At 62.3% G+C, this 15,066-nt stretch carries 11 protein-coding genes; 4 read left to right on the forward strand and 7 right to left on the reverse strand.

The genetic code is table 11. The features are described 5' to 3' along the window. Positions 1 to 67: 67 nt before the first annotated feature. The 6 genes from HBO12_RS13165 to rfbB are packed head-to-tail and all read right to left on the reverse strand — an operon-like array spanning position 68 to position 6,614. Positions 68 to 523 carry a thioesterase domain-containing protein gene (locus HBO12_RS13165; protein ID WP_169953879.1) on the reverse strand — a complete coding sequence of 152 codons (456 nt, stop codon included), beginning with the start codon at positions 521 to 523 and terminating at the stop codon, positions 68 to 70. A gap of 26 nt (positions 524 to 549) precedes the next feature. After that, positions 550 to 1,932, reverse strand: coding sequence for a sigma-54-dependent transcriptional regulator (locus tag HBO12_RS13170; protein WP_169953878.1), 1,383 nt, complete (start codon positions 1,930 to 1,932; stop codon positions 550 to 552). Further along, positions 1,929 to 3,737 (reverse strand): sensor histidine kinase, encoded by a 1,809-nt coding sequence (locus HBO12_RS13175; protein WP_169953877.1) that lies wholly within the window; start codon positions 3,735 to 3,737, stop codon positions 1,929 to 1,931. Before HBO12_RS13175 ends, HBO12_RS13170 begins: the two co-directional genes overlap by 4 nt. 35 nt (positions 3,738 to 3,772) lie before the next feature. Further along, positions 3,773 to 4,663: a dTDP-4-dehydrorhamnose reductase gene (gene rfbD / locus HBO12_RS13180; protein WP_169953876.1), complete on the reverse strand. Its 891-nt coding sequence runs from the start codon at positions 4,661 to 4,663 to the stop codon at positions 3,773 to 3,775. Then, entirely contained in the window at positions 4,660 to 5,535 is an 876-nt protein-coding gene (rfbA, locus tag HBO12_RS13185) for a glucose-1-phosphate thymidylyltransferase RfbA (RefSeq protein WP_169953875.1), read from the reverse strand. The genes rfbD and rfbA overlap by 4 nt, the downstream gene beginning before the upstream one ends. Further along, entirely contained in the window at positions 5,532 to 6,614 is a 1,083-nt protein-coding gene (gene rfbB, locus HBO12_RS13190) for a dTDP-glucose 4,6-dehydratase (protein WP_170042349.1), read from the reverse strand. Before rfbB ends, rfbA begins: the two co-directional genes overlap by 4 nt. Before the next feature lie 199 nt (positions 6,615 to 6,813). On the opposite strand from rfbB, the gene HBO12_RS13195 reads away from it, so the two are divergent. From HBO12_RS13195 to HBO12_RS13210, 4 genes are all read left to right on the forward strand, one after another. After that, positions 6,814 to 9,723, forward strand: coding sequence for an aminotransferase (locus HBO12_RS13195; protein ID WP_170042350.1), 2,910 nt, complete (start codon positions 6,814 to 6,816; stop codon positions 9,721 to 9,723). A gap of 304 nt (positions 9,724 to 10,027) precedes the next feature. Beyond that, entirely contained in the window at positions 10,028 to 10,906 is an 879-nt protein-coding gene (gene aguB / locus HBO12_RS13200; protein ID WP_170042351.1) for an N-carbamoylputrescine amidase, read from the forward strand. Positions 10,907 to 10,911: 5 nt separating this feature from the next. Next, positions 10,912 to 12,018: an agmatine deiminase gene (aguA, locus tag HBO12_RS13205; RefSeq protein ID WP_170042352.1), complete on the forward strand. Its 1,107-nt coding sequence runs from the start codon at positions 10,912 to 10,914 to the stop codon at positions 12,016 to 12,018. Between the two features lie 243 nt (positions 12,019 to 12,261). Continuing rightward, entirely contained in the window at positions 12,262 to 12,474 is a 213-nt protein-coding gene (locus HBO12_RS13210; protein WP_169953870.1) for a hypothetical protein, read from the forward strand. Between the two features lie 122 nt (positions 12,475 to 12,596). Here HBO12_RS13210 and HBO12_RS13215 read toward each other — a convergent pair whose 3' ends face one another. Beyond that, a complete protein-coding gene (locus tag HBO12_RS13215; RefSeq protein WP_170042353.1) occupies positions 12,597 to 14,669 on the reverse strand; it encodes a TonB-dependent receptor in 2,073 nt (690 codons plus the stop codon). Between the last annotated feature and the right edge of the window lie 397 nt (positions 14,670 to 15,066).

Genomic DNA, 15,066 nt, shown 5'->3' on the forward strand with positions numbered 1-15,066 from the left:
CACCGCTTTCGCGAGCAAGCCCGCTCCCACATAAGCCCTGTGCCCACATTGTTTATGTGTTGCAGGTTTAGCGGTGCAACACGTACTGCCCGGTAAACGCCACCGCCTGCTCTTCACTGCCCTCATTCACAATCCACGTCTGCAGGGCCAGCCGTGCCCGGCCATGGCGCCGGTAGGTTGCCAAAAACCGCTTCCACACCTTGTCCTCCGGCGCCTGGCAAATCGCCGTGGCGTCCTGGGTGACAGGCAGCGGATAGCTGATCTGCCCTTCCTGAATCACGATGTGCCCGTCTTCAATCCCTTCCTCGCGCAGCTGTAGGTGCAGCCAGCCCCAGCCGGCCAAGACCGCGCCGCAATACAGGCTGCCGCCAAACATAGTGCTCTTGTGGTTGATATTGGCCTGCAACGGTAAGTGCAGGCGCAATTGCCGGTCCTGCCAGTCGAGCACCTTGAGGCCCATCTCCCGGGTCAGGGGGATGTCATGGTGCAGAATGGATTCCAGGTAACGGCTATCGCGGCTCATGGTGGTCTCTTGGCTGGTGGAAAGGGTCACTCGTCATCGGTGTGAGCGTTGCCGCTGTCGGCAAAGTTCAGCCCATGCTTGCGCAACTTGTCATGCAGGGTCTTGCGCGGCACCCCGAGGGCTTCGGCCAGGCTACGCACGGAGCTGTGGGGGCGACCAAGCTCGGCGGCGATCAGGGCTTTTTCAAAGTGCTCGACTTGCTCGCTCAAGCCCCCGGTAGACATCGGCACACCCGGCGCCGGGCCGTCCGGTGTGCTGTCCAGGGCCAGTTCCAGGCCGAGGGCGAAGCGTTCGGCGACGTTTTGCAACTCCCGCACGTTGCCCGGCCAGTTATGGCGCAACAGCATTGCCCGTTGGCCAGGCTGCAACTCATGCAGCGGCAGGCCGTGGCGGCTGCTGGCCTCGTCGGCGAAGTGCTGGAACAGCATCAAGGCATCTTCGCCACGCTCGCGCAGGGGCGGAATGCGCAGCGGCGCAACGTTCAGGCGGTAGTACAAGTCTGCGCGAAAGCGGCCCTGGTCGGCGGACTGGCGCAGGTCTTCCTTGGTCGCGGCGATGATGCGGATATCCAGGGGGATCTGCTGATTACCACCCAGGCGCTCGACCACGCGCTCCTGCAACAGGCGCAGCAACTTGACCTGTACATCCAGGCTCATGCTTTCGATTTCATCGAGGAACAACGTGCCGCCGTTGGCAAATTCGAACTTGCCGATCCGCCGCTTCTGCGCACCGGTAAAGGCCCCCGGTTCATGGCCGAACAGCTCGCTTTCGACCACGGACTCGGCCAGGGCGCCCGCGTTGATGGCGACAAACGGCCCGGTGCGGCGGTTCGACAGGTCGTGCAGGGCGCGTGCCACCACTTCCTTGCCGGCGCCGGTTTCACCAAGGATCAGCACATCGGCACGGGTCGCCGCCAGCGCGCCAATCTGCTCGCGCAGGCGCAGCATCGGCGCCGATTGCCCCACCAGGCGCGTGCTCAGTTGCTGGCGATCACTCAAGGCCAGGCGCAGGCTGCGGTTGTCCAGCACCAGCCGGCGCAGGGCCAGGGCGCGGCGCACGCTGTCGAGCAGGGCGTCGCTGGCGAAGGGCTTTTCGAGGAAGTCATAGGCGCCGGCGCGCATGGCCTGCACCGCCAGTGGCACATCGCCGTGGCCGGTGATCAGCAGCACCGGCAGCTCCGGGTCCTGGCTGTGAAGTTCAGTGAGCAGCTCCAGGCCGTCCATGCCGGGCATTCGGATGTCGCTGACCACCACCCCCGGCCAGTCCCGCGACAGGCGCGCCGTAAGGCCGGTGGCTTCGCCAAGGGGCAGGACTTTCAGCCCGGCCAGGTCCAGGGTCTGGCACAGGGCCTGACGCAGGTGTGGATCATCGTCGATCAACACCACCTGAATCTGGTTATCGATACTCATACACTGCGGTCCTCGGACGGTTGCAGACTGACGCCGGGGGCGCCGGCGCGCAGTTTCAAGGTTATCAGTGCGCCACCTTCCTTGTGGTTGGCAAACAGCAGTTCACCGCCAAAGGCGCGCATCAGGGTGTCACAGATGGCCAGGCCCAACCCCAGGCCCTGGGTGCGGGTCTTGGTGGTGTAGAAAGGCTCGCCGGCGCGACCCAGGGCTTCCATGCAGAACCCAGGCCCGTTGTCGCGGATGTACAGGTTGACGCCCTGCTCGGTGGATTCGGCACTCAGCCACAGTTTGCGCGGCGGGCCTTTTTCGGTCAGGGCGTCCAGGGCATTGGCCAACAGGTTGCCCAGCACCTGGCGCAGGCGGGTTTCGCCGGCCTCTACCCACAGGGATGCCTCTGGCAAGTCGCGGATCAGTTCCACTTCCATGGCCCGCCGGCGCTTGGCCAGCAATGCCAACGCGTCGTCCAGGGCCGGTTGCAGGGCCACGCTTTCCGGGGCATGCCGGTCGCGGCGGGCAAAGGCGCGCAAGTGGGCGATGATCGAGGCCATGCGCCCGGTCAATTCGCTGATCAGCTTGAGGTTGCCGCGGGCGTCGTCGGTGCGCTGGTGGTCGAGGAGAATCTCGGCGTTTTCTGCGTAACTGCGGATGGCGGCCAGGGGCTGGTTGAGCTCATGGCTGATGCTGGCCGACATGGTGCCCAGCGCCGACAGCTTGCCCGCCTGCACCAGGTCATCCTGGGCGCGCACCAGTTCCTGCTGGGCATTTTCGCGTTCCAGCACTTCCTGGCGCAGGCGGCGGTTGAGGCCTTCGAGGTCGCTGGTCCGTTCGGCCACGCGCATTTCCAGCTCGCGCCGGGCCTTGGCTTCAAAGGCGATGCGTTCCAGGTAATGACGACGGCGCTGCATCATCAGGCCGAGCAGCAGCATCAGCACCAGTAAGGTCGCGCCGCCCACGGCAACCACCGTGCGCACCGGGCGGTCGATCAAGGTGCGCGGGGCAAGGATCTCCACATTCCAGCCGGTTTCGGCAATTTCGGTGGATTGGCGCAGCCAGGCGCTGGAGCTGAAAACCAGCGGCTGCGGATCGCGGGTCGGATAGGGCTGGATCGCGATGATCGCCTGGCGCTCGGCCTCGGTCAGGGGCCGGGTCGCACGAAAACGCCATTGTGGGCGCGAGGTCAGGATCACCACGCCGTTGTGGTCGGTGACCAGCAATTGCTCGGGAGTCTGGCCCCAGAGGCTTTCGGTGTGGTCCAGGTCGACCTTGACCACCAGCACGCCGATCACATGTTCATCTTCACGCACCGCAGCGGCGAAGAAATACCCGCGCTTGGCCGAGGTGGTGCCCAGGCCGAAGAAGCGCCCCAGGCGCCCGGCCATGGCTTCGCTGAAATAAGGTCGAAAGGAAAAGTTGCGGCCGACGAAGCTGTCCTGTTTGTCCCAGTTCGAAGCGGCCAGGGTCTTGCCACGGGTGTCCATCAAGTACATCACTTCCACGCCCGCCTGGGCTGCCACCTCCTTGAGCAACTGGTTGGCCGCGACCAGGTTGGTGCTGACGTGGGGCGCTGCCAGGGCGGTACGCAGGGCCGGCAAGTCGCCAAGGATCTGCGGCAGTACTTCGTAGCGATGCAGGGTGCCCAGCAGGTTGGCGACGTACAGGTCGAGGGTCTGGCGGTTCTGCCCGGCCAGTTCGCTGCGATAGTAGCGCTCGGCCAGATGCTCCAGCGGCCACAGCAACGGCGCCAGGCACAGTGCCAGCAAGGCCAGGCTGCGCCAGCGGGGTCTTCGTGGAAGAGGTGGAGTCATGTAGGTCTGCGCCTGAGGGTACAGGCGCATTATGCCTAGTGCTGCTGTGCAAGACACTCGCGCAATGCTTCGCGCCACTGCGGTTGGCCGACTTGCCATTGTTGTTGCAGGCGGCTGCAATCCAGGCGCGAGTTCAACGGGCGCTTGGCGGGCGTTGGGTAGTCACTGGCGGGAATCCCTTCCAGCTCGGCGCACGCCTTGCCTTCGGCCAGCAGGTGCTCGCCAATGGCCTGGGCAAAGCCGAACCATGAGGTCTCGCCCTGGGCCGTCAGGTGATAGACACCCCAGTCTGCGGCCTGGCCGGCCTGCCAGCGCTCGATCAGGGCACGGGTGCTGTTGGCGATGGTCCCGGCCCAGGTCGGCGCGCCGATCTGGTCGGCGACGATGCGCATCTGCGGCTTTTCCTGGAGTAGGCGCTGCATGGTCAGCAGGAAGTTCTTGCCGTGGCTCGAATACACCCAGCTGGTACGCAGGATCAGGTACTGACCGCCCACCGCCGCAATGGCCTGCTCGCCCGCCAGCTTGCTCTGGCCGTAGACACCCAAGGGGTTGGGCACATCGTCTTCGGTGTAGGGCGCGGGCTTGCTGCCGTCGAACACATAGTCGGTGGAGTAGTGGATCAACGGAATGCCCAGGGCCTTGGCTTCTTCGGCGAGGATGCCGGGCGCCGTGGCATTGATCGCGAAGGCTACATCGGGCTCGTTCTCGGCCTGGTCGACAGCGGTATGCGCCGCCGCGTTGATGATCAGCCCCGGGCGATGGCTGCGTACCTGTTGGCGGATCTGCTCGGGGTTGGCCAGGTCGAGCTGGTCGCGACCGAGCACGACCAGTTCACCCAGGCCCTGGAGCCGCTGTTGCAGTTCACGGGAAACCTGGCCGTGCTGGCCGGTGATGAGGATTTTCAACGGTGTCCCGCTCCCAGTCATTTGGTTTCCCCGGCGAGGGTGAACAGGTACTGGCCATAGCCTGTCTTGCCAAAGTATTTGGCCCGCTCAAGCAAATGGTCGCGATCGATCCAACCGTTCTCGTAGGCGATTTCTTCGAGGCAAGCCACTTTCAGGCCCTGCCGATGCTCAATGGTCTGAACATAGATCGAGGCTTCCAGCAGGCTGTCATGGGTGCCGGTATCGAGCCAGGCAAAACCACGGCCGAAACGCTCGACATGCAGGTCGCCACGCTTGAGGTAGGCATTGTTGACGTCGGTGATTTCAAGTTCGCCGCGTGGCGATGGCTGGACGGCCTTGGCGATCTTGACCACATCGTTGTCATAGAAGTACAGGCCGGTCACGGCATAGCTGGACTTGGGCTTGGCGGGTTTTTCCTCGATGGAAAGGGCGCGGCCTTCACCATCGAAATCAATCACCCCGAAGCGCTCCGGATCCTTGACCCAGTAGCCGAACACTGTGGCGCCGGTTGGGCGTTTGGCAGCGGTGCGCAGTTGCTCGCTGAAGTGTTGGCCGTGGAAAATGTTGTCACCCAGGATCAGGCATACCGGGTCATTGCCGATGAACGCTTCGCCGATCAGGAAGGCTTGCGCCAAGCCGTCTGGCGAAGGCTGCTCTGCGTAGCTGATCTGCACGCCGAACTGGCTGCCGTCGCCCAGCAGGTTGCGGTATTGCGGCAAGTCCACGGGCGTGGAGATCACGAGGATCTCCTTGATTCCGGCGAGCATCAGCACGGAAATCGGGTAGTAGATCATCGGTTTGTCGTACACCGGCAGCAACTGCTTGGAAACCCCCAGGGTAATGGGGTGCAGGCGCGTCCCGGAGCCACCGGCCAGTACGATTCCCTTCATCATGCAATCAGGTCCTTCGCATCGGTGTTGCCGAGGCGCTCGCCCTGATAACTGCCGTCCTGGACCCGGCGGCACCATTGCAGGTTATCGAGGTACCACTGCACGGTCTTGCGCAGTCCGGTCTCGAAGGTTTCTTCCGGGACCCAACCCAGCTCGCGCTCGATCTTGCTGGCGTCGATGGCGTAGCGCTGGTCATGGCCTGGGCGATCCTTGACGAAGGTGATCAGGTCGCTGAACTGGGCAACGCCGGCCGGACGCTGTGGCGCCAGCTCTTCGAGCAGCGCACAGATGCCACGCACCACGTCGATGTTCTTCTGCTCGTTGTGCCCGCCGATGTTGTAGGTCTCGCCCACCACACCTTCGGTGACCACTTTGAGCAGCGCACGGGCGTGGTCTTCGACATACAGCCAGTCGCGCACTTGCAGGCCATCGCCATATACCGGCAGCGGCTTGCCTGCCAAGGCATTGAGGATCACCAGCGGGATCAACTTCTCGGGGAAGTGGAACGGCCCGTAGTTGTTCGAGCAGTTGGTCAGCAGTACCGGCAAGCCATAGGTACGCTGCCAGGCGCGGACCAGGTGGTCGGACGCCGCCTTGCTCGCGGAATAAGGCGAACTTGGCGCGTAAGGCGTGGTTTCGGTGAACAGGTCATCCACGCCATGCAGGTCGCCATACACTTCGTCGGTGGAGATGTGATGGAAGCGGAAGGCGCTCTTGGCCGGCTCTGCCAGCTGTTGCCAGTAGGCACGAGTGGCTTCAAGCAGGCTGTAGGTGCCGACGATGTTGGTCTGGATAAAGTCCGACGGCCCGTCGATGGAGCGGTCGACATGGGACTCGGCCGCCAGGTGCATGATGGCCTGGGGCTGGAAACGCGCCAGCACTGCGCTGACGGTGGCCTGGTCGATGATATCGGCCTGGACGAACTCATAGCGGCTGTTGGTCGCGATGCTGGTCAGCGACTCAAGATTGCCGGCGTAGGTCAGTTTGTCGAGGTTGAGAACTTCATGTTCAGTGTTTTGAATCAAATGGCGGATCAGTGCGGAACCGATAAAACCGGCGCCACCGGTAACAAGAATACGCATGTCGAGAGGCCTTTTCCTTAGACGGACATTGAGCGAATGGGGCATAGCTTGCGGGCTTGCGATGGGGCGTGCAAGGGGCGGTGGTCAGATTGGCCCAGCTTGCGTGCTTTAAAGAAGACAATCTCAATGGGGTCGGGGTTGCATCTGACCTATTAACAATGGCGATATAAGCGCCCAACAAAAAACCAGGGACCGTCACATGCTGCTCGATACATTGATCCATCGCACCCGTTTGCCGTGCCCGCAGGTCAGCGCGGAGCAAGCCTTGCAGTTGCTTGAGCAGCATTACGGCCTCAGCGGCACCCTGCAGTCCCTGGGCAGCCAGCAAGACCTCAATTACCGCGTTGACAGCGATCGTGGCCGCTTCGTCCTGAAAATCTGCCGGGGCGAGTACGCCGCCGTTGAGCTGCACGCCCAGCACGCCGCTCTTGCGCACTTGCAGGCACACGCCGGCGTCCGGGTGCCCAAGGTCATCAGCACCCTCGGTGGCGAGCAACTACTGAGCGTGACGCTGGCCGGGCAGGCCTTGCACCTGCGGTTGCTGGACTATATCGAAGGCCAGCCGCTGACCCACCTGCCGCATCTGGGCCGCGCGTTGATCACAGGTTTTGGCCGGCTGTGCGGGCAGATGAGCCAGGCATTGGCCGGTTTTGCGCACGCGGGCCTGGAGCGCACCCTGCAATGGGACCCGCGCCATGCCCGGGAGCTGATCAGCCATTTATTGTCGACGCTCGACAACCTGCCGCAGCGCGCGGCCCTGGAGCGGGTCGCGGTAGAGGTCGAGCAGCGCCTGCGGCCCTTGGTCGATCAGTTGCCCTGGCAGGCCGTGCATATGGATATCACCGACGACAATGTGGTGTGGCAGCGCGATGCCGAGCGGCATTGGCAAGTACAGGGTGTCATTGATTTCGGCGACCTGGTGCACACCTGGCGGATTGCGGACTTGTCGGTGACCTGTGCCGCTTTGCTGCACCACGCCGAGGGCGACCCGTTTGCGATCTTGCCGGCGATCCGGGCCTGTCACGCGTTGACCCCTTTGCAACCCCAGGAATTGCAGGCGCTGTGGCCGCTGATCGTGGCCCGTGCGGCGGTCCTGGTGCTGAGCAGTGAACAGCAGCAGCGCCTGGACCCGGATAACACCTACCTGTTGAAGAATGCCGAGCACGAGTGGGAAATCTTCCAGGTTGCCACCTCGGTGCCGTTTGAGTTGATGGAGGCGGCGATCCAGGTGTGCGTCGGTGCAACCCCCAAACCAGTGGCCAGCGAAGGCTTCGCCCCGCTGCTGCCGGGGTTGGTGGGGCGCGAGTTCGCGCTGATTGACCTGGGTGTGCTCAGTGAGCATTTCGAAGCCGGAAACTGGGAAACCCCTGGCATCGACCAACATTTATTGCAGCAGGCCGCAACGGTGCATGGCTTGGCGGCCAGTCGTTATGGTCAGTATCGCTTGTCCCGCACGCGTCCCGACTGCGCGAGCGAACCGCAAACGTTCGCCCTGCACGTTGAACTGTATGTGCCCCAGGGCAGTGTCGTAGAGGCGCCGTTCGCCGGCATCCTGCGCAGCACTGCCGATGGCGTATTAAGTCTGCATAGCGCGCAACTGAATGTACGGCTGCTGGGCCTGAAAAATGCCTTGCAACCCGGCGCCGCGGTGCTCAAGGGCCAGGTCCTGGGGGAGGCGGGCGGGGCATTGACCGTGCAACTGTGCCGGGTTGACCTTGATCCGCCATTGTTCTGTACGCCGTCCCGCGCTGCGGCCTGGCAGGTGTTGTGCCCCTCGCCGGCGACACTGCTGGGCCTTGCCTGTGACGCCGAGCCGGAGCTGGATCCAGAAGCCTTGCTGGCCCGACGCGACGCCAGCTTTGCGCGCTCGCAAAAGCACTATTACGTCGACCCGCCGCGCATCGAACGCGGCTGGCGCAACCATCTGATCGACATGCAGGGCCGCTCGTATCTGGACATGCTCAACAATGTCGCGGTGCTGGGCCACGGCCATCCACGCATGGCCCAGGTGGCGGCGCGGCAGTGGTCGCTGCTCAATACCAACTCGCGCTTTCATTACGCCGCGATTGCAGAGTTCTCCGAGCGGCTGCTGGCGCTGGCGCCCGAGTCCATGGACCGGGTGTTCCTGGTCAACAGTGGCACCGAAGCCAACGACCTGGCGATCCGCCTGGCCTGGGCCTACAGCGGCGGGCGCGACATGCTCAGTGTGCTGGAGGCCTATCACGGCTGGTCGGTGGCCGCCGATGCGGTGTCCACCTCGATCGCCGACAACCCTCAGGCCTTGAGCAGCCGGCCGGATTGGGTGCACCCGGTGACCGCACCCAATACCTATCGCGGTCAATTCCGTGGCCCGCACAGTGCGCCGGATTACGTGCGCAGCGTGGAGCACAACCTGGCGAAAATCGCCGCCAGCCAGCGCCAGTTGGCGGGTTTTATCTGCGAGCCGGTGTATGGCAATGCCGGTGGCATCTCCCTGCCGCCGGGCTATTTGCAGCAGGTGTATGCCCTGGTGCGTGCCCAGGGTGGGGTGTGCATCGCCGATGAAGTGCAGGTCGGCTACGGCCGCATGGGCCACTTCTTCTGGGGTTTTGAAGAACAGGGCGTGGTGCCGGACATCATCACCATGGCCAAGGGCATGGGTAACGGCCAGCCCCTTGGCGCCGTGATTACCCGCCGGGAAATCGCCGAAGCGCTGGAGGCCGAAGGGTATTTCTTCTCGTCCTCGGGGGGCAGCCCGGTGAGTTGCCGGATTGGCATGGCGGTGCTGGATGTGATGGAGCAAGAAAAGCTTTGGGAAAACGCCCAGGTGGTCGGCGGGCACTTCAAGGCGCGGCTCGAGGCGTTGATCGAGCGCCATCCCCTGGTGGGGGCGGTGCATGGCTCGGGCTTTTATCTGGGACTGGAGTTGGTGCGCGACCGCCAGACCCTGGAGCCGGCGACGCAAGAAACCGCCAAGCTGTGTGATCGCTTGCGTGAGCTGGGGATTTTCATGCAGCCGACCGGGGACTATCTGAACATCCTCAAGATCAAGCCGCCGATGGTCACGTCTAAACGCAGTGTGGATTTCTTTGTCGACATGTTGTCGAAGGTGTTGGATGAAGGGTTGTAGACACCTTTCTATGAGTTGAAATGAGATCACCACTGTGGGAGCGGGCTTGCTCGCGAAAGCGGTGTATCAGTGACAGATTTGTAGACAGACACACCGCTTTCGCGAGCAAGCCCGCTCCCACAAGGGTGATGGGGTTTCAGACGTTAACCCGATTGTTATCGGGAATATTTTGAGTTTTTTAGACGGTTGGATGTTTGCAAGCTTTAAAAGCCGATTTTTATCCGCTATAAAGTCGTCCAGCATTCCCCTTTCTGTCATCGGCCCCGGTTATCCTGGCCGCTGACCACCGCCCAGGAGATGATTCATGAGCCGTATCGTTACCGTCGCCGCTACCCAGATGGCTTGTTCCTGGGACCTCGAAGCCAATATCGAGACCGCTGAAAAGCTGGTCCGTGAGGCCGCAGCCAAAGGCGCGCAGATCATCCTGATCCAGGAACTGTTCGAAAGCCCGTACTTCTGCCAGAAGCCAAACCCGGACTATCTGCAACTGGCAACCCCGGTTGCAGAAAACGTGGCCATCAAGCACTTCCAGAAAATCGCCAAGGAACTGCAAGTGGTGCTGCCGATCAGCTTCTTCGAGCTGGCCGGCCGTGCGCGGTTCAACAGCATCGCGATCATCGACGCGGACGGCTCCAACCTCGGGATTTATCGTAAAAGCCACATCCCGGATGGCCCTGGCTACCACGAAAAGTACTACTTCAACCCGGGCGATACCGGCTTCAAAGTGTGGAACACCCGCTACGCGAAAATCGGCGTGGGCATCTGCTGGGACCAGTGGTTCCCGGAATGCGCCCGCAGCATGGCGTTGCAAGGCGCGGAGATCCTGTTCTACCCGACCGCCATCGGCAGCGAGCCACACGACAAGACCATCTCGTCCCGTGACCACTGGCAGCGCGTGCAACAAGGCCATGCCGGCGCCAACCTGATGCCGCTGATCGCCAGCAACCGCATCGGCAACGAAGAGCAGGACGGCTACGACATCGACTTCTACGGCTCGTCGTTCATTGCCAACCAGTTCGGCGAAAAAGTCGAAGAGCTCAACGAAACCGAAGAAGGCATCCTGGTGCACAGCTTCGACCTCGATGAACTGGAGCACATCCGCAGCGCGTGGGGCTCGTTCCGTGACCGCCGGCCGAACCTGTACGGCGCGCTCAAGACCCTCGACGGTTCCCTGGAGTCCTGATCGCCATGACCACTTTGCACAGCACGCCTCGCGCTGACGGCTTCTATATGCCAGCCGAGTGGGCACCCCAGACCCAGACCTGGATGATCTGGCCCGAGCGCCCGGACAACTGGCGCCTGGGCGGCAAACCGGCGCAGGCGGCCCACGTGGCAGTGGCCAAGGCCATTGCGCGTTTTGAGCCGGTGACGGTTGCGGTTTCCGCCGGTCAGTACGAAAACGCCCGGGCGCGCCTGGATGTGCCGAATATCCGGGTGGTGGAGATGTCCAGCGACGATGCGTGGGTACGCGACAGCGGGCCGACCTTCGTGATCAATGACCACGGCGAAGTCCGTGGCGTGAATTGGGACTTCAATGCCTGGGGCGGGTTTGACGGTGGCCTGTATGCGCCGTGGAACCGCGACTCCCAGGTGGGCGGCAAGATCCTCGAGATCGAGCGCAGCCCGCGTTATCGCACCGAGGGTTTTGTGCTCGAAGGCGGTTCGATTCACGTCGACGGTGAAGGCACCCTGATCACTACCGAGGAATGTCTGCTCAATCGCAATCGCAACCCCCATCTGGGCCGCGAAGAGATCGAAGCGGTCCTGAGCGCCAACCTGGCTGTGGATAAGATCATCTGGCTGCCCGACGGTCTGTTCAACGACGAAACCGACGGCCATGTGGATAACTTCTGCTGCTACGTGCGCCCGGGTGAAGTGTTGCTGGCCTGGACGGACGATCCGCAAGACCCGAACTATGCACGCTGCCATGCTGCCATGGACGTGCTGCAAAACAGCACCGACGCCAAGGGCCGCGCGTTTACCGTGCATAAAATGCCGATCCCGGGGCCGTTGTACGCCACTGAGGAAGAATGCGCCGGTGTCGACCCGGTGGACGGTTCCCAGGAGCGTAATCCGACCGTGCGTCTGGCCGGTTCCTACGTCAACTTTCTGATCGTCAACGGCGGCATTATCGCGCCGAGTTTTGATGACCCGCTGGACAGCCGCGCCCAGGAAATCCTCCAGGGCCTGTTCCCGCAGCATGAAGTGGTGATGGTGCCGGGCCGTGAACTGTTACTGGGTGGCGGCAATATCCATTGCCTGACTCAACAACAGCCCGCGCCGCACAAAAACTGAGTGCAGTTGTAACAGGCAATTTCGCTGCACCTCGGCTGATTGCCGGCAAGTGCGCCGGGTAATAACAGCAAGCCCATGGCCCGTCGGGGTCGTGGGCTTTTTTGTGTCCGCAGGCCTATAAACCGGACGCTTTGGCACAGCTCTTGTATCGGCGTTGTGACAGTGATCGGGGTTTGTGACTGCGCAGTTCTGTCATAAACCTTGAGTAAGTTAGCCGCTCAAGCAGTAGGAGAGAGCGCTGAAATGAACGCCGATATCAACCTGGTCTATACACGCGCGCCCCATCCTTCGGTCGTGCGAGGTGACGCGATTCACACGCTGGCACTTTGGTTGAAGGCAAACGGCTCGCGCCGGATCCGGCAGGCGGATCCACGCAGGGTGATGAGTGAGCGCTACCCGCTGGGGTTGTTCAGTGAGGATGAAGTGCAGGTGCTGTGCGAATTGATCCAGGACTGACGGACGCTGATATCCAAATGTGGGAGAGGGCTTGCCCGCGATAGCAGTGTGTCAGTTGATGCATATGTGACTGATACACCGCTATCGCGGGCAAGCCCGCTCCCACAGGAACTGCATGTGGCTTAGAAGTTGTACGTCCCCGTCACCACCAGGCTGCGCGGCTCACCAAACTGGATCTGGTTGGCGCTGGTCGCCGACGCGTAGTACGTCTTGTCGCTGATGTTGTTCAGCGCCGCCTTCACATCCCAGTCCTTGTGCCGGAACCCGGCCAGGGCGTCCCAGCGGCCATAGCCCGGCAACACCACGGTGTTGGCGTTATCGGCATAACGATCACCCACCAGGGTCAGGCCGGTTTCGGCGTACCAGCCCATCTCCGGTTTCCAGGTGACGAACAGGCTGGCGTTGCGCTTGGCCACGTCGCTGATACGCTTGCCTTCAAAGCCATTGTTGTCCTTCACCACCTTGGCATCCTGCACGCCGACACCACCGCGCACATACCAGTTGCCGACGATTTTGCCGGTGGTGGTCAGCTCGATACCACGGGAACGCTGGAGGCCGCTGAGCAGGGTGACCAGCGGGTTCTCCGGGTCGCGGGTGCGGCGGTTGTACAGCTCCAGTTCATACACGGCGAGGGTGGTGCTCAGGCGGTCGTCGAGCCAGTCGCTCTTGACCCCGATTTCCTTTTGCTTGGTCAGCTCGGGGCTCAGGTCGTTGGCATTGCCCGGCGCATTCGGGGTGATGCCTATCAGGCCACCGCCGGTGGGGGAAAACGTCTTGCTCCAGGACGCGTAGAACGAATGGTTCTCCACCGGCGTCCACACCACGCCCAGCCGTGGGCTGGTGTTGTGGCTGTCGACGGGTTGCCGGATATTGGTGATCTTATTGGTGGTTTCTACTTCAAAACGGTCGTAGCGCAAACCGGCGAGTACTTGCCACTGATCGTTCAGGCGCAGTTGGTCCTGCACATACAGCCCCTGGCTTTCGACTTCGGTGTGGTTGTTGCTGGAGATCCTCATCGGCCCGGTATGGCTCAGGTGCCGGTTGGGGTGGTTCAGATCGAGGCCGGGCACTGTTGCCGTTACCGCGCTGTACAACTTCGGATCACGGCGCTGGCTGCCCAGCTCCACGCCGGTCAGCAGGCGGTGTTCCAGGCCAAAGGTATTGAAGCCCCCTTCGAGCTCGACGTTATTGAATACGTTGCGCGTCGTCAGGTCCTGCTGCCAGCGCTGGCGCCCGACGGTGTTGGTCTTGGGGTCGTAGCCGGTCAGGTAGGTGTTGTCGAAATCACTGTCGAGCTTGAACACACCCAGGGTGTGACGCAGTTGCCAGCTGTCGTTGAGTTCATAGGCGAGCTTGGAGCGCAGGGACTGGGTGGTGTCGTCGATATAGTCCCGTGGGTCGCCGTAGGTAGTGTCGCGGCTCACATCGGCCGGGCGCCCGCGCACGCCAGGGATGCCCCGGTCCGGGGTGCGGTCGTAGCGGCTGTATTCGTATTGCACCAGCCAGTTCAGTTGCGGGGTCAGTTGCCAGCTCATCGACGGGGCGAATAATTTACGGTTGCCGCTGATGCCATCGCGAAAGCTATCGGTGTCTTCGTTACCCATGTTCAGGCGCAGGCTGATGTTCTCGGTCGGGTCGGCGCTCAAGTCGGTGTACAGGCTGCGCAGCCCGTTCGTGCCGCCCTGGGCCTCGATGCTGGAGGCGCGCCCGGCCTGGGGCAGCTTGCTGACGCGGTTGACGATCCCGCCTTGGCCACCACGCCCGTACAACACGGCGGCGGGGCCCTTGAGCACATCGATGCGCTCGATGTTGTGCAGGTCGCGCACGTATTGGCTGTCGTCGCGGATGCCATCGAGGTAGAAGTCGCTGCTGGCCTCGAAGCCGCGGATGCGCAAGCTGTCGAAGCGTGTGTCGGCGCCGCTGCTGACGTTGGGGATGCCACTCAGGGCCTGGCCCAGGTCGTTGGTGCCGTAGGCGCGCAGGTTCTCGGTCTTTACCGAGTCGATCGCCTGGGGCACGTAGCGCACCGGCGTGCTTGTGCGCGTGGCGGTGTTGGTGTCTTTGACGCGCGGGTCGTCTTCGTCAGCTTCGGCGCTGATGGCGGTGGCGGGCAGGGTGGTCGCGGCGCAGGCAAATCCGGCGCACAGCAGTGCAGAAAGCCCAAGGGTCATGGGCGTCAGGCGAGAGGCAGGCATCTAGGGGCGCATCCGTAAGAGGGAGGGTAAATAATGCGCGAATGATAATGCTTGCTATTTGCGCGCGTGATTTATTCTTACGCTGCCTGCTCGGGCATTTGTTACAAAATGTGTTTTCGAGGGAATTTTACGCATCAATGGAAAATGCGTTACCCACCAGCGGCTTATTCACACGATGAATTGGCCGAGCGTATATATCGCGTAAATAATGGCTAAATAATATCGCTTAGACTTTTTTTGCCTAAATACAGACGATTCACTAAATTGACACGCGGTTCAGGGCGCGGATAGGATTCGCCTCAACGCCTGTGGCTAACCGCCATGACTTCTCTATAAAAAAGGCCCGCGGCATATTCGGTCGTCCGCGGGCCTTTTTTTATCCGGGGAAAGTCGATAC

The sequence above is a fragment of the Pseudomonas sp. WS 5059 genome (assembly GCF_012985525.1).
Taxonomy (GTDB): domain Bacteria; phylum Pseudomonadota; class Gammaproteobacteria; order Pseudomonadales; family Pseudomonadaceae; genus Aquipseudomonas.

Bases quoted from the DNA above. Each gene is read 5' to 3' on its own strand.
- HBO12_RS13165 (WP_169953879.1), bottom strand. From the start codon at position 523: ATGAGCCGCGATAGCCGTTACCTGGAATCCATTCTGCACCATGACATC.
- HBO12_RS13170 (WP_169953878.1), bottom strand. From the start codon at position 1,932: ATGAGTATCGATAACCAGATTCAGGTGGTGTTGATCGACGATGATCCA.
- HBO12_RS13175 (WP_169953877.1), bottom strand. From the start codon at position 3,737: ATGACTCCACCTCTTCCACGAAGACCCCGCTGGCGCAGCCTGGCCTTG.
- rfbD (WP_169953876.1), bottom strand. From the start codon at position 4,663: ATGACTGGGAGCGGGACACCGTTGAAAATCCTCATCACCGGCCAGCAC.
- rfbA (WP_169953875.1), bottom strand. From the start codon at position 5,535: ATGATGAAGGGAATCGTACTGGCCGGTGGCTCCGGGACGCGCCTGCAC.
- rfbB (WP_170042349.1), bottom strand. From the start codon at position 6,614: ATGCGTATTCTTGTTACCGGTGGCGCCGGTTTTATCGGTTCCGCACTG.
- HBO12_RS13195 (WP_170042350.1), top strand. From the start codon at position 6,814: ATGCTGCTCGATACATTGATCCATCGCACCCGTTTGCCGTGCCCGCAG.
- aguB (WP_170042351.1), top strand. From the start codon at position 10,028: ATGAGCCGTATCGTTACCGTCGCCGCTACCCAGATGGCTTGTTCCTGG.
- aguA (WP_170042352.1), top strand. From the start codon at position 10,912: ATGACCACTTTGCACAGCACGCCTCGCGCTGACGGCTTCTATATGCCA.
- HBO12_RS13210 (WP_169953870.1), top strand. From the start codon at position 12,262: ATGAACGCCGATATCAACCTGGTCTATACACGCGCGCCCCATCCTTCG.
- HBO12_RS13215 (WP_170042353.1), bottom strand. From the start codon at position 14,669: ATGCCTGCCTCTCGCCTGACGCCCATGACCCTTGGGCTTTCTGCACTG.